Source organism: Hydrogenovibrio halophilus DSM 15072 (genome assembly GCF_000384235.1).
Classification (GTDB): Bacteria; Pseudomonadota; Gammaproteobacteria; order Thiomicrospirales; family Thiomicrospiraceae; genus Hydrogenovibrio; species Hydrogenovibrio halophilus.
Map to the genome: position 1 here is coordinate 2138550 of NZ_KB913033.1, position 16994 is coordinate 2155543.

At 54.7% G+C, this 16994-nt stretch carries 14 protein-coding genes and 4 tRNA genes; 16 read left to right on the plus strand and 2 right to left on the minus strand.

All coding sequences use genetic code 11. The features are described from left to right. The first annotated feature begins 70 nt into the window (after positions 1-70). The 5 genes from A377_RS0110295 (at position 71) to A377_RS0110315 (ending at position 6074) form a co-directional block, all read left to right on the plus strand. Positions 71-1372, plus strand: coding sequence for an NAD(P)/FAD-dependent oxidoreductase (locus tag A377_RS0110295; RefSeq protein ID WP_019896283.1), 1302 nt, complete (start codon positions 71-73; stop codon positions 1370-1372). A gap of 135 nt (positions 1373-1507) precedes the next feature. Further along, complete coding sequence (locus tag A377_RS0110300; RefSeq protein WP_019896284.1) at positions 1508-2137, plus strand: trimeric intracellular cation channel family protein; 630 nt, start codon at positions 1508-1510, stop codon at positions 2135-2137. A gap of 44 nt (positions 2138-2181) precedes the next feature. Continuing rightward, on the plus strand, positions 2182-3432 hold the full coding sequence (locus tag A377_RS0110305; protein WP_019896285.1) for a lipoprotein-releasing ABC transporter permease subunit: 1251 nt from the start codon (positions 2182-2184) through the stop codon (positions 3430-3432). Beyond that, complete coding sequence (locus tag A377_RS0110310) at positions 3425-4114, plus strand: ABC transporter ATP-binding protein (RefSeq protein WP_019896286.1); 690 nt, start codon at positions 3425-3427, stop codon at positions 4112-4114. The genes A377_RS0110305 and A377_RS0110310 overlap by 8 nt, the downstream gene beginning before the upstream one ends. Position 4115: 1 nt before the next feature. Then, on the plus strand, positions 4116-6074 hold the full coding sequence (locus A377_RS0110315; protein ID WP_019896287.1) for an ABC-F family ATP-binding cassette domain-containing protein: 1959 nt from the start codon (positions 4116-4118) through the stop codon (positions 6072-6074). A 116-nt stretch (positions 6075-6190) separates the two neighbouring features. Here A377_RS0110315 and A377_RS0110325 read toward each other — a convergent pair whose 3' ends face one another. Continuing rightward, a complete protein-coding gene (locus A377_RS0110325) occupies positions 6191-6421 on the minus strand; it encodes a YgaP family membrane protein (protein WP_019896289.1) in 231 nt (76 codons plus the stop codon). A gap of 295 nt (positions 6422-6716) precedes the next feature. Between A377_RS0110325 and tig the strand changes: the two genes are divergently transcribed. The 11 genes from tig to mnmH all read left to right on the plus strand — a co-directional run bounded on the left by tig (position 6717) and on the right by mnmH (position 16110). Beyond that, positions 6717-8027, plus strand: a complete 1311-nt coding sequence (gene tig, locus A377_RS0110330) for a trigger factor (protein ID WP_019896290.1) — start codon at positions 6717-6719, stop codon at positions 8025-8027. A gap of 185 nt (positions 8028-8212) precedes the next feature. Further along, a complete protein-coding gene (gene clpP / locus A377_RS0110335) occupies positions 8213-8815 on the plus strand; it encodes an ATP-dependent Clp endopeptidase proteolytic subunit ClpP (protein WP_019896291.1) in 603 nt (200 codons plus the stop codon). A 151-nt stretch (positions 8816-8966) separates the two neighbouring features. Next, positions 8967-10226 carry an ATP-dependent Clp protease ATP-binding subunit ClpX gene (gene clpX, locus A377_RS0110340; RefSeq protein ID WP_019896292.1) on the plus strand — a complete coding sequence of 420 codons (1260 nt, stop codon included), beginning with the start codon at positions 8967-8969 and terminating at the stop codon, positions 10224-10226. A gap of 18 nt (positions 10227-10244) precedes the next feature. Continuing rightward, positions 10245-12734 carry an endopeptidase La gene (gene lon, locus A377_RS0110345; protein ID WP_019896293.1) on the plus strand — a complete coding sequence of 830 codons (2490 nt, stop codon included), beginning with the start codon at positions 10245-10247 and terminating at the stop codon, positions 12732-12734. 117 nt (positions 12735-12851) lie between these two features. Further along, positions 12852-13124, plus strand: coding sequence for an HU family DNA-binding protein (locus A377_RS0110350; RefSeq protein WP_019896294.1), 273 nt, complete (start codon positions 12852-12854; stop codon positions 13122-13124). A 290-nt stretch (positions 13125-13414) separates the two neighbouring features. After that, positions 13415-13490: transfer RNA gene (locus tag A377_RS0110355), tRNA-Val, on the plus strand. A gap of 19 nt (positions 13491-13509) precedes the next feature. Then, positions 13510-13586 (plus strand) — tRNA-Asp (locus A377_RS0110360). A gap of 25 nt (positions 13587-13611) precedes the next feature. Continuing rightward, a tRNA-Val gene (locus tag A377_RS0110365) sits at positions 13612-13687 on the plus strand. Between the two features lie 14 nt (positions 13688-13701). Then, positions 13702-13778: transfer RNA gene (locus A377_RS0110370), tRNA-Asp, on the plus strand. 173 nt (positions 13779-13951) lie between these two features. Continuing rightward, positions 13952-15013: a selenide, water dikinase SelD gene (selD, locus tag A377_RS0110375; protein WP_019896295.1), complete on the plus strand. Its 1062-nt coding sequence runs from the start codon at positions 13952-13954 to the stop codon at positions 15011-15013. Beyond that, positions 15013-16110, plus strand: coding sequence for a tRNA 2-selenouridine(34) synthase MnmH (gene mnmH, locus A377_RS0110380; RefSeq protein ID WP_019896296.1), 1098 nt, complete (start codon positions 15013-15015; stop codon positions 16108-16110). The genes selD and mnmH overlap by 1 nt, the downstream gene beginning before the upstream one ends. A 71-nt stretch (positions 16111-16181) precedes the next feature. Here mnmH and A377_RS0110385 read toward each other — a convergent pair whose 3' ends face one another. Next, on the minus strand, positions 16182-16955 hold the full coding sequence (locus A377_RS0110385) for an enoyl-ACP reductase FabI (protein WP_019896297.1): 774 nt from the start codon (positions 16953-16955) through the stop codon (positions 16182-16184). Positions 16956-16994: the final 39 nt, after the last annotated feature.

The following is a 16994-nucleotide window of genomic DNA, read 5'->3' on the forward strand; positions in this document are numbered from 1 at the left end:
TCTCATTGTGCCGGGACTGGGTATGATGAGATGTTCAGAAATTGATTTTAAATGCGTAGGAAGTGAGTATATGTCGACAATTGTGATTGTAGGGTCCAGCACCGGCGGTCTGCCGATGGCGTATGACGTGCGCAAGCATTTGGGAAAAGAACACACGGTAAAGGTCGTGAACGCGATTGATGAATTTCAGTTTGTGCCTTCCAACCCCTGGGTGGCGGTCGGCTGGCGCAAGCCCGAAGACATTTCGTTCAAGCTGGAACCGCATCTGACTCGCAAGGGGATTGAGTTTTTTCACCAGACCGTGACCGCGATGGATCCCGACAAGAACACCTTGACGCTGGACGACGGTCAGGAAATGGAATACGACTATCTGATTCTGGCCACCGGCCCTTCGTTGGCGTTTCACGAAGTCGAAGGCATGGGTCCCAAGAGTCACGGCGGCAATACGGTGTCGGTCTGTACCACGGCACACGCCACCGAAGCCTTCGAAGAGTGGGAAGCATTCTGCGAAAACCCGGGACCGATCGTGGTGGGTGCGGTGCAGGGCGCTTCCTGTTATGGTCCGGCTTATGAGTTTGCGATGATCATGGAAACCGATCTGCGCAAGCGCAAAATCCGCGATCAGGTGCCGATGACCTATGTCACGTCCGAACCGTACATCGGTCATTTGGGTCTGGGCGGTGTCGGCGATTCCAAAGGTTTGTTGGAAGCGGAAATGCGCAACCGTCATATCAACTGGATTTGCAACGCCAAGGTCACCAAAATCGAAAACGGCATCATGTATGTGGACGAGCACAACAACCGTGGCGAAGTGATTGACCAGCACGAACTGCCATACAAATATTCGATGATGCTGCCGGCGTTCAAAGGGACGCAATTCCTTCAGGATCAGGCGCAGGGCGATGACGGTGGTCCGCTGGTCAACCCACGTGGTTTTGTGAAGGTGGACAATCTCAGTCGCAACCCGACTTACCATAATATCTATGCGCTGGGTGTGGGCATTGCCATTCCGCCGGTGGAAAAAACCCCGGTGCCGGTGGGCACGCCCAAAACCGGTCTGATGATCGAGTCGATGGTCACGGCCATCTGTCACAACATCGAAGACAGTCTCAGCGGCAAGGAACCCACTTCGGAACCGACCTGGAACACCGTCTGTCTGGCCGACATGGGCGATACGGGGGCGGCGTTTGTGGCCTTGCCGCAGATTCCACCGCGTAATTTGACCTGGGCCAAGCGCGGTAAATGGGTGCATCTGGCCAAGATTGCCTTTGAAAAATACTTTATCCGCAATATGAAATCGGGCAATTCCGAACCGATTTACCAGAAGTACATAATGAAAATGCTGGGCATCAACCGCTTGAAAGACAAGTAAACGCAAGACGTTCGCCTGTTTATGTGATGACGACCCCGCTACGGCGGGGTTTTTTGTCTCTGACAATCGCTTTATGACCAGGCCTGGTCAAAAGTCCATCTGGCGTTGCGCACCCAAGCCCTTTATAATGCCGTCATGACCTTGGCCATCACGTTACATTACCTCGATTTTCTCGGCACTGTGGCGTTTGCCATGACCGGATTGCTGGCGGCCAATCGCAAGCAGCTGGATCTGTTCGGGGCGATTGTGATTGCCATGGTCACGGCCGTTGGCGGCGGTACCTTGCGCGATTTGATTCTGGATCAGCCCGTTTTCTGGGTGGGGGAAAACCTTTACATCTACGTGGTGGTGGTGACCACTCTGCTGATGTTCGCCTATGCCCGCCTGCGACCCATGCCGATGCGCTGGCTGATGTATCTGGATGCGCTGGGCCTGGCGACGTTCAGTGTGATCGGGGCTCAGAAGGCGATGGTCTTGGGGCATTCTGACCCGATTGTGATTATGGCGGGGATCATGAGTGGCGTGGTCGGTGGCATGATCCGCGATGTTCTGATGGGCGAAGTGCCATTGATTCTGCGTAAAGAAATCTACGCCACGGCTTCTTTTCTGGGGTTGAGTCTGCTATTGTTGCTGATCGATTTCGGGTTGCCCCAGGATTGGGCTCTGGTGGTCAGTGTGCTGACCATTCTGGCGTTGCGGGTGATCGGGTTGGTGTTCAATATCGGGTTGCCGGTCTTCCGATTTGCGCCTCACGCAGACAAATAGGCCGTTGCGCCAAACGGTTTCAAAACAAAAGTCGATAAAACACAATGTTTCAACTTCCTTATGAATTGCTCCTGGGGCTTCGCTATACTCGGGCCAAACGCCGTAATGGCTTCATCTCCTTTATTTCCTTCTCGTCCATGATCGGGATCGCCCTGGGCGTGACCGCACTGATTGTGGTGCTGTCGATCATGAACGGGTTTCAGAAAGAATTGCGTGACCGGATTCTGGACATGACCCCGCATATGACCCTGGCTGAACAGGGCGAACGCTTGTCCGACTGGCCATCACTCTATGCTCAGGTGCAGACTTTGCCGCATGTGACCGGGGCTGCGCCCAATGTGTCCGGTCAGGGCATGTTGAGCCTGAATGGTCGGGTCAAAGGGGTGATGGTCAAGGGGATTCTGCCTGAGTTCGAGCCCGAGGTGGCCAGTCTGTCGGAAAAAATGGTGACCGGCGACATGGACACTCTGGCGGATCGGGATTACAACATGATCATCGGCATGGAGCTGGCCAATGCGCTGGGCGTCAGCATCGGTGACAAGATCACGCTGGTGGCTCCTCAGGGCTCGGTGTCGCCGCTGGGCATGATGCCACGGTTGAAACGCTTTACCATCAGCGGCCTGTTTGAAGTGGGCATGCACGAATACGATGCCGGACTGGCTTTTGTGCATATGGCCGACGCCCAGCGGGTGTTCAAACTGGGCGAACAGGTGTCGGCCCTGCAGTTGCGGCTGGACGACATGTTTCTGGTCAACCGGGTGCGCCAAAGCGTGGGCGTGAATGTGCCCAAAACGCTCTATGTGCGCGACTGGACCCAGCAGCATGCCAATTTTTTCCGCGCCATTGAAATGGAAAAACGCATGATGTTCATCGTGCTGGCGCTGATTATTATGGTGGCGGCCTTCAATATCGTCTCGACCATGGTGATGGTGGTCACCGACAAACAAAAAGACATTGCGGTGCTGCGCACGCTGGGGGCCAGCCCCAACAGCATTTCCATGATTTTTATGATTCAAGGTCTGGTCATTGGCGTGATTGGTGCCTTGCTGGGCGTGGCAGGGGGCGTTGCCCTGTCGTGGAACATCGATGTCATCATCCCGTTTATCGAAGGGGTGTTCGGTTTTGAATTCTTCCCGCCGGATGTGTATTACATTTCCAGCATTCCTTCGGACTTGCATTGGGACGATGTGTATACCGTGGCGGGCGTGGCTTTTGTCCTGACGCTGCTGGCAACACTGTATCCGGCCAGACGGGCGGCCAAAACCCGACCTGTGGAGGCATTGCGTTATGACTGATCGAATTCTGGAAGCCCACGGACTGAGCAAAACCTATCAGGACGGGGAGCACCGCACCACCGTACTGCAACCGCTGGATTTTTATCTGCAGCCCCGGGAAAAGGTCGCCATTGTCGGTGCATCCGGTTCGGGCAAAAGCACCCTGTTGCATTTGCTGGCCGGTCTGGATGCGCCGACAGAAGGGGAGATTGCTTTGATGGGCCAGCCGTTTTCGGCCAGGAGCGAAGCCCGCCGGGGCCGCATGCGCAATCAGTACATGGGGTTTGTGTATCAGTTTCATTTTCTGCTACCGGAACTCACCGCACTGGAAAACGTGATGCTGCCGCTGCGCATTCGTCGTACCGACACCGCCAAAAGTCGTCAAAAGGCGTTGACGCTGCTGGATCAGGTGGGGTTGGCGCATCGAAGCGCGCACAAACCTTCCGAACTGTCTGGCGGCGAACGTCAGAGAGTGGCGATTGCACGGGCCTTGATCACCGAACCGGCCTGCATTCTGGCGGACGAACCCACCGGCAATCTGGACGACACCTCGGCGGCACAGATATTCGATTTGATGCTTTCCCTGAATGCGTCGCATCAGACCGCTCTGGTGACCGTCACCCACGATTTATCCCTGGCCACACGCATGGATCGGATTTACCGATTGCACGACGGCCACATCACCTTATCTGAGTCGGAGTAATATGCTGCAACTGACGGACGTCTCCCTTCGGGTCGGACCGGAACCACTGATTGAAAATGCGTCTCTGACGGTGCATCCCGGTCAGAAAATCGGCTTGATCGGGGCCAACGGCAGCGGCAAATCCACTTTGTTCAAAGCGATTTCCGGCCAGCATTCGCTGGACGCGGGTGAGATCACCCAGCCGCCGGGCTGGCAAATGGGGCAGGTGGAGCAGGAATTGCCGCCCACCGACGAACCCATGCTGGATTTTGTGATGCGCGGGGACGCGCTCTATGCCGAGGCGTCGGATCAGATTGCCGAGGCGCAATCCCGTTCGGATGACGATGCGCTGGCCCAGGCCTGGGACCGGATGGACCAGATCGATGGCTACCGGGTCGAACCCCAGGCCAAACAGATGCTGATGGGGTTGGGATTCACAACCGATGATCTGGCTCGCCCGGTCCGAAACTTCTCCGGGGGCTGGCAGGTGCGCCTGAAACTGGCACGCGCCTTGATGCAGCGATCGGATCTGCTGTTGCTGGATGAGCCCACCAACCATCTGGACATTGAGGCCGTTGCCTGGCTGATTCCGTGGTTGCAGGGATTTTCCGGTGCTTTGCTGGTGATTTCGCACGATCGGCATTTTCTGGACGAGGTGGTTGAAGGGATTGCGCATCTGCAAAACCGGCGTTTGTATTATTACCGGGGCAACTTTGCCGCCTTTGAGCGGCAGCGACACGAACAGTTGATGCAGCAACAGGCGTTGCACGAAAAACAAAAGCAGCAGATGCAACATTTGCAGGGCTTTATTGACCGCTTTCGGGCCCAGGCGACCAAGGCCAAACAGGCACAAAGCCGGATCAAAGCCCTGGAGCGGATGGAAACGGTGGCGGCGGTTCAGGCCAGCAACCCGTTCCGATTTGAATTTTTTGCGCCGGCTCAGTTGCCGGACCCAATGTTGACCGTGTCGGAATTGCGGTTTGCCTATCAGGCTTCCGAGCCGCCCATTATTGACGGCGTCGATTTGACCTTGCGTGCCGGAGATCGCATTGGGCTGGTCGGGGTCAACGGGTCCGGCAAAAGCACGCTGCTGAAATGTCTGGTCGGCGATCTGATCCCGCAACAGGGCAAGGTCACCGAAGCCAGAGGCCTGAAAACGGCCTATTTTGCTCAGCATCAGCTGGAGGCGCTGCAGCTGGATCATACGCCGATGGCGCACCTGCAACAACTCAGGCATGAGGACGGTTCGCGGGTGACCGATCAGGAAGCGCGGAATTTTCTGGGGCAGTTCGGGTTCACCGGCGACAAGGCTCTGGGGCGGGTCAAAACCTTTTCCGGCGGTGAAAAGGCGCGTCTGTCGCTGGCGTTGATGGTGTTTCAGAAACCCAATCTGCTGATTTTGGACGAACCCACCAACCACTTGGACATGGAAACCCGGGACGCGTTGGACATGGCGCTGCAGGCGTTTTCCGGGGCCTTGATTCTGGTCACGCACGATCAACATCTGTTAAGCAGTCTGGTCGATCAGTTCTGGTGGGTGCATCACGGCAAAGTGAAGCCGTTTCACGGCGGTTTGGACGCTTATCTGCAACAACGATTGCAGGCTCTGAAAGCGCCGGCCGGGTCCGTCAGCGCAGAAGGCAAAAACGAGGGCAAAACCAAAGCCCCTTCGCAATCCAGAAAAGCCGGTCGGCAGCAAGCCGCACAAAAACGTCAGGCCATTCAAAAACAACTGGCCCCCATCAAAAAACGTTTGTCCAAGCTGGAAGCCACGTTGCAACAATGTGAGCAGGCACTGGAACAGCTGCATCAGGAGATGGCCGATCCAGAACTCTATCAGGCCGAAAACAGTGCGCTTCTGCAAACGCAGTTGAAAAAAGAAGCCGAGTGGAAAAGCAAGCAGGAAAAAGCTGAAGAAGACTGGCTGTCAGAACAGGACGTGTTTGAGCAGACCAAAGCCGAACTGGAACAGGCCGGTTGAGAAAGTGTGAGCAGAGCCAAATTTGACCAGGCCTGGTCAAAACATGGTCACAAATTGGTCACGAAAGTCTTTGACGCGGCCATTCGGCCGCGGGAATTTCGATTGACTGAGGCCGATTAACCGATCTGGTTTTCGGCGTTGCAGCCACGGAAAGCACAGCCGTGCTTCAGGCCCAGCTTGCGCAGAATCAGCACCATCGGACAGAAGCCGGTAAAGCCGGAAATCAGCAGGTTCAGGCCGATGAAAGCGGTCAGCAACAACCAAAGCGGCGAGAAGTAATAAGCCAGTACCGCCGACAGCAATACCATGGTTCCAACAATCAACATCATGACTTTTTCAATACTCATAGAACATCCTTTTGCGGTGAGTTTCTGATCAATCCCGACAATCTTAATCAGGCTGGCGAAAATTGCAATCACCACATGGCAAAAATGACCAGGCCTGGTGATCTTCCTGTCTCTTACCGGCGTTGTCTTTTCATTGCGCAGTAAAAACAGTATAATTTGCGGCTAATTTGAATTTTGTCGCAAACCGTTGATCTTTTGACGCTGTTTCGCGGCCGAGCAGGGGCTGGTCGTCTCGGTATCGGGTTTGGGCAAAGCGAACGAACAACACTTTTTAACCAATTTGAGATGGACGCCAATGCAAGTATCAGTCGAAAAACCTCAGGAAGGTCTGGAACACACGATGAATGTCACGCTGCCGGCAGAAAGCCTGGACAGCAAAGTGGACAAGAAACTGGCCCAGATGCGCCGCAATGTGAAAATGGACGGTTTCCGTCCGGGCAAAGTGCCCATGAAAATCGTCAAGCAGCGTTATGGTCAGCAGGTTTTTCAGGAAATGATGGGCGAAGCGGTCCAGGAGTCTTTCCAGGAAGCGATTCAGAAGGAGGACCTGAACATTGCCGGTCAGCCCCAGATTGATGAACTGGATCACAAGGACGGACAGATTGTCTACACCGCACGCTTTGAAGTGTTTCCGGAAGTGACCCTGCCGGACTTCGCCAAGCTGAAGGTTGAAAAGATCGCGTCCGAAATCACCGACAAGGATGTCGATAAGATGATTGACAAACTGCGTGAGCAGCAGGCTGCCTGGAAACCCGCCAACGGCAACAAAAAGGCGCGTGAAGGCGATCAGGTCATCATGGATTTCGTCGGCAAAAAAGATGGCGAACCGTTTGAAGGCGGTTCCGCCGAAGACGTGCCGCTGGAGCTGGGTTCCGGTCGAATGATCCCCGGTTTTGAGGACGGCATTGTCGGCATGAAAAAGGGCGAAGAAAAAACCATTGAAGTGACCTTTCCCGACGATTACCAGTCCGAAGAATTGAAAGGCCAGACCGTCACCTTTGACATCACCGTGCATTCGGTGCAGACCAAACAAATGCCGGAAGTGGACGAAGAGTTTGTTAAGTCATTCGGTGTGGAAGAAGGCACCGAAGAAGCGCTACGCAAAGAAATCCGTGACAACATGGAAAAAGAATTGCAGCGCACGGTGGACAACAAAAACCGCAGCGCGGTGATGGACGCGCTGGCCGAAGCGGTCGACCTGACCGTGCCGCAATCGCTGATCGATCAGGAAGCACAGAGCCTGATGCAGCAGCAGATGCAGCAGTTTCAGCAGCAAGGCCTCAAGCCGGAAGATCTGGGCATGACGCCAGAAACGTTTAAGCCAGACGCCGAAAAACGCGTCAAAATCGGCCTGGTTCTGGGCGATGTGATCAAAGAGCACAAGCTGCAGGCCAGCGACGAAGACCGTCGTGCCTACATCGAAGAACAGGCCGCGTCGTACGAAGACCCACAGGAAGTGATTGGCTGGTACGCCAAGAACCCGAACGCGCAGAAAGAAGTGGACGCGATTCTGGTGGAAAAACAGATCATGCAGATGGTGCTTGATCAGGCCAAGGCCAAAGAAGTGAAAAAGAGCTTTGACGAGGTCGTGGCACCGGGCGCCTAAACCCGTTCTCACGCTGCGCTGAAAGCGAAAGCCAATCCGCGTAATGGTCTGGTACTGTTGCGCGGATTTTTTTTGCCGCATTTATTTTTGTGCGGATAGCCGCTAAGATAAGCGCAAGACAGCGCGAATGCTGCAAACCGATTTTAATTTCGATTTAATGTCACAACACGCAAAGGAACCGATACATGTCATCCATGCCGATTCAAGATGCCCTGATCCCAATGGTGATCGAACAGACCAGCCGTGGCGAACGCTCGTTCGACATCTATTCCCGTCTTTTGAAAGAACGGGTGATTTTTCTGGTGGGACAGGTGGAAGATCAGATGGCCAATCTGATCGTGGCACAGTTGTTGTTCCTGGAATCGGAAAACCCGGACAAGGACATCCACCTTTACATTAATTCGCCTGGGGGCAGTGTTTCTGCGGGCATGGCCATTTATGACACCATGCGTTTTATCAAGCCGGATGTCAGCACCATGTGCATTGGCCAGGCGGCCAGCATGGGCTCGTTTTTGCTGTCGGCCGGAGCCAAAGACAAGCGCTTTTCCCTGCCCAATTCCCGCATCATGATTCACCAGCCTCTGGGCGGGTTTCAGGGGCAGGCTTCGGACATTGAGATTCATGCCAAGGAAATCATTCAGGTCAAAAGCCGCTTGAACAAGGCTCTGGCCGAACACACCGGCCAGCCACTGGACGTGATTGAGCGCGACACGGACCGAGACAACTTTATGAACGCCGAAGAAGCCTGCGAATATGGTCTGGTGGACAAGGTGATCACCCAGCGCTGAGGTTGAATTCGGCCAAAAACCCCCCAATATTACAGAAGAAGCAGTCTGGTGCGAGTGTGAAAAGCCGGTTGAAAAATGAGGCACGTTTTATTGTTTTCAACCGTTTCAGCGCCAAAGCACCGGACTCCAAGAATTGAAAAAGGCAGTCTGAATGAGTGGAAAAACCCTGTATTGTTCCTTTTGCGGCAAAGCCCAGGACGAAGTCAAAAAACTGATCGCCGGTCCTTCCGTCTATATCTGCGACGAGTGTGTTGAATTGTGCAACGACATTCTCCAGGAAGAGTTCGGTGAAGAAGCCGACGCCTCCGGTCTGGGATTTGAACTGACCGACCTGCCCACGCCGCAGGAAATCAGTCACATTCTCGGCGATTATGTGATCGGCCAGAATCAGGCGAAAAAAGTGCTGTCGGTGGCCGTTTACAATCACTATCGTCGATTACAGCAGGGCCACAAAAAAGACGATGTGGAACTGGATAAAAGCAACATTCTGCTGATCGGTCCGACCGGTTCCGGCAAAACCCTGCTGGCCCAGACATTGGCCCGACTGCTGGATGTGCCTTTTGCTATTGCCGATGCCACCACCTTGACCGAAGCCGGTTATGTGGGCGAAGACGTGGAAAGCATCTTGCTGAAGCTGTTGCAGCGTTGCGACAATGACCCGGAAAAGGCCGAGCGCGGGATCATCTACATCGATGAAATCGATAAAATCACTCGGAAATCGGAAAACCCTTCGATCACACGGGACGTGTCGGGCGAAGGGGTTCAGCAGGCTCTGCTCAAACTGATCGAAGGCACTGTGGCCAGCATTCCGCCACAGGGCGGTCGCAAGCACCCGAATCAGGACATGATTCAAGTCGATACGTCCAAGATTCTGTTTATTGTGGGCGGGGCTTTTGAAGGCCTGCAGAAAATCATTGAACAGCGCACGGAAAAAAATGCCGGGATTGGCTTTTCCGCCGAGGTGAAAACCAAAGAGCAGAAAAGCAAGCCATCCGAGGCACTGCGCCAGATCGAACCGGAAGACTTGAACAAGTTCGGTCTGATCCCGGAATTTGTCGGGCGTCTGCCTGTGGTGGCGTCTCTGGAAGAACTGGATGAAAAAGCGCTGATCGAAATTTTGACCCAACCCAAAAACGCGCTGATCAAACAGTACGAAAAAATGTTTGAACTGGAAGGGGTGGAATTGCAGTTCCGTAAGGACGCCCTGACTGAAATTGCCAAGTTGGCGATTGAACGCAAAACCGGTGCCCGAGGCCTGCGCTCCATTTTGGAGAAAACCTTGCTAGACACCATGTACGAATTGCCCAGCCTGCAGAACCTGGAAAAGGTGGTGGTCAACAAAGGGGTGATTCAAGGTAAGAAAAAACCGGTATTGATGTATGCCGAATCCGCCAAAAAGGCTTCCAGTTAAAATCAAAGCGAGACCTTCATGGACATAGAACAGATCGATTACAAAAACAATGTGTTTGTGCTGGCATTGAGAGACGTGGTGGTGTTTCCCGGCATGGTTGTGCCACTGTTTGTGGGCCGGGAAAAATCCATGAATGCGTTGAACGCAGCCATGAAGGCCGACAAACAGATTTTTCTGGTGACCCAGAAAGACGCAGGGGAATCGACCCCCGAACTGCAGAACCTTTACCAGACCGGGGTGATGGCCAACATCCTGCAGTTGCTGAAATTGCCCGATGGCACCATCAAAGTGCTGGTGGAGGGCATCAAGCGTTTCAAACTGCTGGGGTTGGAAGACAGCGGCGATTTCCTGACTGGCGAAGTCTCTGAGGTGGTTTCCGACGAAACCCTTGATCATGAAGTCGAGGCGCTGGTGCGCACCATTCAGACGCGGTTTGAAGAATACGCCGGGCTGAAACGGAAGATTCCGAGTGAGGTCAAAAAAACGGTTCAGAAAACCACCGATCCCAACCGTCTGGTGGACACCATTTCAGCGCACCTGAAACTGGGCATTGAAGAAAAGCAGGGGCTGCTGGAAATTCTATCGGTTCAGGCCCGGTTGGAGCACATTCTGTCCACGCTGGAAGTGGAAATCGACCTGCTGGAATCGGAAAACCGCATCAATCAGCGCGTCAAAAAGAAGATGGATCAGACCCAGCGCAATTTTTACCTGAACACCAAATTACAGGCGATTCACGAAGAATTGGGCGACGAATCCGAAGACGGCAAGACCGAAATGGCGCGCCTGCAGGAAAAAGTCGAACAGTCTGATATGAGTCAGGGGGCCCGGGATGCGGCCAAGGAAGAGCTGCGCAAACTCAAGATGATGCAGCCGCAGTCGCCGGAAGCCAATATTATCCGCACCTACATTGACTGGTTGCTGGCCTTGCCGTGGAAAAAGCGTTCACGGATTTCCAAGGATCTGACCAAAGCCGAAGCCCTGCTGGATCAGGAACATTACGGGCTGGAAAAGGTCAAGGAACGGATCGTCGAGTATCTGGCTGTGCAAAAACGGGTCAATAAAATCAAGGGGCCGATTTTGTGTCTGGTGGGACCGCCGGGCGTGGGCAAAACCTCGCTGGCGCGTTCCATTGCCGGAGCCACCCGGCGCAAGTTTGTGCGCATGTCTCTGGGCGGCGTCCGGGATGAAGCTGAAATTCGCGGGCACCGCAAAACCTATCTCGGGGCCATGCCCGGACGTATTATCCAGAAAATGAAAAATGCGGGCACTCGCAACCCGTTGTTTTTGCTGGATGAAATCGACAAGATGGGGCGTGATCACCGCGGTGACCCCGCCAGTGCCTTGCTGGAAGTCCTGGACCCGGAACAGAACGGTCGCTTCAATGATCATTATCTGGAGGTGGATTACGACCTGTCGGATGTGATGTTTGTGGCCACCTCCAATTCCATGGACATTCCCGAACCCCTGTTGGATCGGATGGAAATCATCAATCTGTCCGGTTACACCGAAAATGAAAAAGCCCACATTGCCCGGGAGCACTTGCTGCCCAAGGCGATGAAAGACCATGGCGTCAAAGACGGCGAATTGTCGGTCACAGACGGCGCCATCAACGAAATCATCCGAAAATACACCCGCGAAGCCGGGGTGCGTCTGTTGGATCAGCAGTTGGCCAAAATCTGCCGAAAGGCCATCACCCGGCTGGTGACAGACAAGGCGCAGGCGCCGATTTCTGGGGATGTGGAAGCGCTCAACGATTATCTGGGGATTCCCAAATACCGCATCGGACTGGCCGATGAGCAAAACCGCATCGGTCAGGTCGCCGGTCTGGCCTGGACGCGTGTGGGCGGTGACCTGTTACGCATCGAAGCCACAGCGATGCCGGGCAAAGGCACCCACACCTCCACCGGGCAGTTGGGCAGCGTGATGGAGGAGTCCACCAAAACGGCCATGAGCGTGATTCGCAGCCGCTACAAGGAACTGGGGCTGGACCCCGACTTTTATGAAAAACAGGACGTGCATCTGCACTTTCCGGAAGGGGCGACCAAAAAAGACGGGCCCAGTGCGGGAATTGCCATCTGCACCGCCATTGCTTCGGTGTTGACTCACATTCCGGTACGCCGCGATGTGGCCATGACCGGTGAAATCACGCTGCGAGGCGAAGTATTGCCCATTGGCGGTCTGAAAGAAAAATTGCTGGCAGCCGGTCGCGGTGGCATCAAAACGGTGCTGATCCCTTACGAGAACGTCCGTGACTTGAGCGAGATTTCGGAGGAGGTCAAAGCCGGTTTGGACATTCACCCGGTGCAGTGGATTGACGAAGTGTTTGCGATTGCGCTGGCGGATCTGCCGGAGGCATTCAGTGCTTATGCAGAAGCCGAAAATCCGGCTTTGCACGATCTCAGAGGGCTTTCTCTGGAAGGCCGTCTGCACGAAGCCGATGTCGGGTCCGCCGTCGCCAACCGCGATTTGAGCAAGGTTTCAGGCAAAAAAGAGCGCAAACACCACTGAAAACAGCGGTTTTCGTGCATTGGCGCTTGACAGTAAATGTTTAACGCTGATATAACTACCTTCAAGCCTGATCGAGGGTGGACAGAATACTTAAAAACTTATGGAGAAACTTGAATCATGAATAAGACTGAACTAGTGAGTGCCATTGCAGACGAAGCCGGTTTGACCAAAGCAGATGCCGCCAAAGCCCTGGATGCCACCGTAAACAATGTCACCAAGGCGTTGACTTCTGGCGATTCGGTTGCGATTATCGGGTTTGGTACCTTTAAAGTGGGCGAACGTTCTGCGCGCACAGGCCGCAACCCTCAGACTGGTGCGGAAATGAAAATCCCAGCTGCCAAAGTACCAAAATTCACCCCTGGTAAGGCTTTGAAAGAAGCCGTTAACTGATCCGAATTTCCGTTGTATCGGAGCGTTCCGTTCACAGCGAGCACCCGTCTGAAATGGCTTGTCAAATGCGGTCATATCGACGGGTTTTTTTATGGGCGCTTTCCTCGCTCAAAGCCCCGTTTTCTTGCCTTTTCAGGCAGTCAAAAAAATGTAAAAAAAGCCGCAAAAGGGTTTGACAACCGGGGCTGGAACCTTATAATACGCCCATCTGTTGAGCGAGGCATTCAAAAGATTCCAAGCGAGACACGAGCGCTTTTCGGTACTCGGAAAAGCATGCGATTTGACAGAATGGGTGATTAGCTCAGTTGGGAGAGCATCGCCCTTACAAGGCGAGGGTCGCTGGTTCGAGCCCAGCATCACCCACCATTCTTTTGAATTGCAATACGGAGTGGTAGTTCAGTTGGTTAGAATACCTGCCTGTCACGCAGGGGGTCGCGGGTTCGAGTCCCGTCCACTCCGCCATTTTATTTCGGATGTTGATTCATTCGGGTGATTAGCTCAGTTGGGAGAGCATCGCCCTTACAAGGCGAGGGTCGCTGGTTCGAGCCCAGCATCACCCACCATACAGTTTCTCTACGGAGTGGTAGTTCAGTTGGTTAGAATACCTGCCTGTCACGCAGGGGGTCGCGGGTTCGAGTCCCGTCCACTCCGCCATCATTTTTTGTCTTTTCCCTTTTAAATTCTTTTTCCTTTATAAATCAATACGTCTGCGTTCTTTTTTGATGCCGTTTCTCACTCAAGTCTCTTGTGAAACCTCTATTTTTACCAGGCCTGATTGTAACCCTCTTAAAATCGATTAAAATGTCGTGATTTACCCAGGCGAACCTATGACCCAGACACCCGGCGCCCATTCCCCGATTCAGTTGACCGAATACAGCCACGGTGCCGGCTGCGGCTGCAAAATCTCCCCACAGCTGTTGGACCGGATGCTGGCGACACAGCAACCCCCGATCGCACACCCAAATCTCTTGGTCGGCAATGATGCCCGCGACGATGCGGCGGCTTACGATCTGGGGGATGGCACGTCGGTGCTGAGCACCACCGATTTCTTTATGCCGATTGTGGACGACCCCTATACCTTCGGGCGGATTGCCGCCACCAATGCCCTCAGCGATGTCTATGCCATGGGCGGTCGCCCGTTGATGGCGATTGCGATTTTTGGCTGGCCAGTGGACGCGTTGCCGCCTGAGGCCGGTCAGCAGGTGATCGAAGGCGGGCGGGCCGCTTGCGAAGACGCAGGCATCCCTCTGGCGGGCGGGCACTCGATTGACACCCCCGAACCGATTTTCGGTCTGGCCTTGACCGGTCAGGTGGAGAACCGTTACCTCAAGCGCAATACCGACGCCGAAGCCGGTTGTGAGCTGTTTCTGACCAAGCCGCTGGGCATCGGCGTGCTCACCACCGCGCAAAAGCAAAAGAAAATCCAGCCAGCGCACATGCAGATGGCGATTGAGACCATGACCACCTTGAATCGGATCGGCACCGATCTGGCCAGAATGGAAGGGGTGACCTGTCTGACCGATGTGACCGGTTTTGGTTTGCTGGGGCATCTGCTCGAAATCTGTGAAGGCAGTGACATTGGCGCACGGATTGATTTCGACCAGGTGCCGGTGCTGCCGTCTGTGCAGGACTATTTGGCTCAGGGCTGTGTCCCCGGCGGTACTTTGCGCAATTTTGAAAGTTACGGCCATCAGATCGGCTCGGTTCTGAGCGACGATCACAAACATTTGCTTTGCGATCCGCAGACGTCCGGCGGGCTGCTTGCCGTGGTGCGGCCCGAAGCCGTGGAGGCCTTCAAGGCCTGCGCCGCTTCTCACGGACTGACCCTTGCTTCCATTGGGCAGACACTGGCCCATGAGGCCGGTACGCCGCGGATTGAGGTGGAGTGATGACGGAACGGCTCCTGCCCACCAGTGACGACTTCCAGTCGATGGTATTGAATCAGACACCGCTGATCGATGTGCGTGCGCCGGTCGAATTTGCCCAGGGTGCGTTCGAACACAGTGTGAATCTGCCGTTGATGAACGATGAGGAACGGGAAAAAGTCGGTCGTTGCTATAAACAGCACGGTCAGACGGAAGCCATCAGGCTGGGCCATGAACTGGTCAATGACGCCGTACGCCAGCCTCGCATTCAGGCCTGGCAGGCATTTATGCAGGCGCACCCTCAGGCATTGCTGTATTGCTTTCGTGGTGGCTTGCGTTCAAAAATCGCTCAGCAGTGGCTGGCCGAGCAGGGCAGCTCGATTGTGCGTGTCAAAGGCGGCTACAAAGCGTTTCGTCGCTATTTGTTTGATTATCTGCAACGTCTGCCGGAAACGTTGGCAGAGCAGGGTACGCAGGTATGGGTAATCGCCGGACGCACCGGCTGCGGAAAAACGCGGTTGCTGGACCGCCTGCCTCATACCGTCGATCTGGAAGGGCTGGCACATCACCGCGGGTCGGCTTTCGGGCGTCACGCCACGCCGCAGCCCAGCCAGATCGACTTTGAAAACCGTCTGGCGGCGGCCCTGATACGGCAATTGCACGCTTTTCCCGGGCGGCTGGTGGTGGAAGACGAAGCGGCGCACATCGGTTCGGTCAATCTGCCGCACTCGGTGCATCAGGCGTTTCAGGCCGGTGAGCGGGTGCGACTGGAAACCCCATTGGCGACGCGGATAGAAAACACCTTTGAAGAGTATGTGCTACAAGCCCAGCAGGAATACCCGGATCTGGCGGCCTGGACCGATTTCATGCGCCAGGCCTTTTTCCGCATCCGCAAACGACTGGGCGGGGAGCGTTATCAAAGGGTCATGGCCGCCTTTGATCAGGCACAGCAGACACAGGCGCAGCAGGGCGATCCCGGCGGACACCGAAGCTGGATTGAGATTCTGCTGACCGAATATTACGACCCCATGTACGATTATCAGATGAAAAAACACCCGCAGACGTTTCGTTTTCAGGGAGACATGGACGACTTGCAGGCGTTTATGACGTCGGAAACGTAAAGAAAAGGGAATGGAGAGAAGGAAAAAATCGTTTAAGGCCTGGTTTTTACCAGGCCTGGTGGTTTTTGCCTTCAGCCTGCGGTGATGTTGTAGCCGCCGTCGACGTATGTGATTTCGCCGGTGATGCCGGAAGCCAAGTCAGAGCACAGGAAGGCGGCGGTATTGCCGACTTCTTCGATGCTGACATTGCGACGCAAAGGCGTGGACTCGGCGGCTTTGTCGAGCATGCTGCGGAAATCCTTGATCCCGGAAGCCGCCAGCGTGCGGATCGGACCGGCGGACACCGCATTGACCCGAATGTTTTCCTGTCCCAGATCCGCTGCCAGATAGCGCACAGTGGCTTCGAGCGAGGCTTTGGCAATGCCCATCACATTGTAGTTGGGCACGGCTTTTTCGGCCCCCAGATAAGACAGGGTGACAATCGAGCCTTGATTGGTTTTGAGCATGTCGTGACCGGCTTTGGCCAGGGCCGTCAGGCTGTAGGCGGAAATGTCATGCGCCATCGAGAAGCCTTCGCGTGTGGAGGCATCAATCATGCGGCCTTCCAGTTCGGCACGGGGGGCAAAGGCGACCGAATGCACCAGAATGTCCAGGCCGTCCCAGTGTGTTTTCAAATCGGCAAACACCTGGTCGATCTGCTCGTCGGAGGCCACATCCAGTGGGAACACCAGATCACTGCCCAGTTCCGTGGCAATCTTTTCCACCCGGCCTTTGAGCTTGTCGTTCTGATAGGTCAGAGCGATTTCAGCGCCCTGCTCGTGCATTTGTTTGGCAATGCCGTAAGCAATCGACTTGTTATTGGCCACGCCAACGATCAGTGCTTTTTTACCTGAGAGAAATCCCATGCGGTCTCCTTTTGTCTTTGAATTGGATGGCCGCTATTA

What these genes read in the sequence shown, in the direction of transcription:
- tig (WP_019896290.1), top strand. Translation starts at nt 6,717, where the DNA reads ATGCAAGTATCAGTCGAAAAACCTCAGGAAGGTCTGGAACACACGATG.
- mnmH (WP_019896296.1), top strand. Translation starts at nt 15,013, where the DNA reads ATGACGGAACGGCTCCTGCCCACCAGTGACGACTTCCAGTCGATGGTA.
- clpP (WP_019896291.1), top strand. Translation starts at nt 8,213, where the DNA reads ATGTCATCCATGCCGATTCAAGATGCCCTGATCCCAATGGTGATCGAA.
- clpX (WP_019896292.1), top strand. Translation starts at nt 8,967, where the DNA reads ATGAGTGGAAAAACCCTGTATTGTTCCTTTTGCGGCAAAGCCCAGGAC.
- A377_RS0110315 (WP_019896287.1), top strand. Translation starts at nt 4,116, where the DNA reads ATGCTGCAACTGACGGACGTCTCCCTTCGGGTCGGACCGGAACCACTG.
- A377_RS0110305 (WP_019896285.1), top strand. Translation starts at nt 2,182, where the DNA reads ATGTTTCAACTTCCTTATGAATTGCTCCTGGGGCTTCGCTATACTCGG.
- A377_RS0110385 (WP_019896297.1), bottom strand. Translation starts at nt 16,955, where the DNA reads ATGGGATTTCTCTCAGGTAAAAAAGCACTGATCGTTGGCGTGGCCAAT.
- A377_RS0110295 (WP_019896283.1), top strand. Translation starts at nt 71, where the DNA reads ATGTCGACAATTGTGATTGTAGGGTCCAGCACCGGCGGTCTGCCGATG.
- A377_RS0110325 (WP_019896289.1), bottom strand. Translation starts at nt 6,421, where the DNA reads ATGAGTATTGAAAAAGTCATGATGTTGATTGTTGGAACCATGGTATTG.
- selD (WP_019896295.1), top strand. Translation starts at nt 13,952, where the DNA reads ATGACCCAGACACCCGGCGCCCATTCCCCGATTCAGTTGACCGAATAC.
- A377_RS0110310 (WP_019896286.1), top strand. Translation starts at nt 3,425, where the DNA reads ATGACTGATCGAATTCTGGAAGCCCACGGACTGAGCAAAACCTATCAG.
- A377_RS0110300 (WP_019896284.1), top strand. Translation starts at nt 1,508, where the DNA reads ATGACCTTGGCCATCACGTTACATTACCTCGATTTTCTCGGCACTGTG.
- A377_RS0110350 (WP_019896294.1), top strand. Translation starts at nt 12,852, where the DNA reads ATGAATAAGACTGAACTAGTGAGTGCCATTGCAGACGAAGCCGGTTTG.
- lon (WP_019896293.1), top strand. Translation starts at nt 10,245, where the DNA reads ATGGACATAGAACAGATCGATTACAAAAACAATGTGTTTGTGCTGGCA.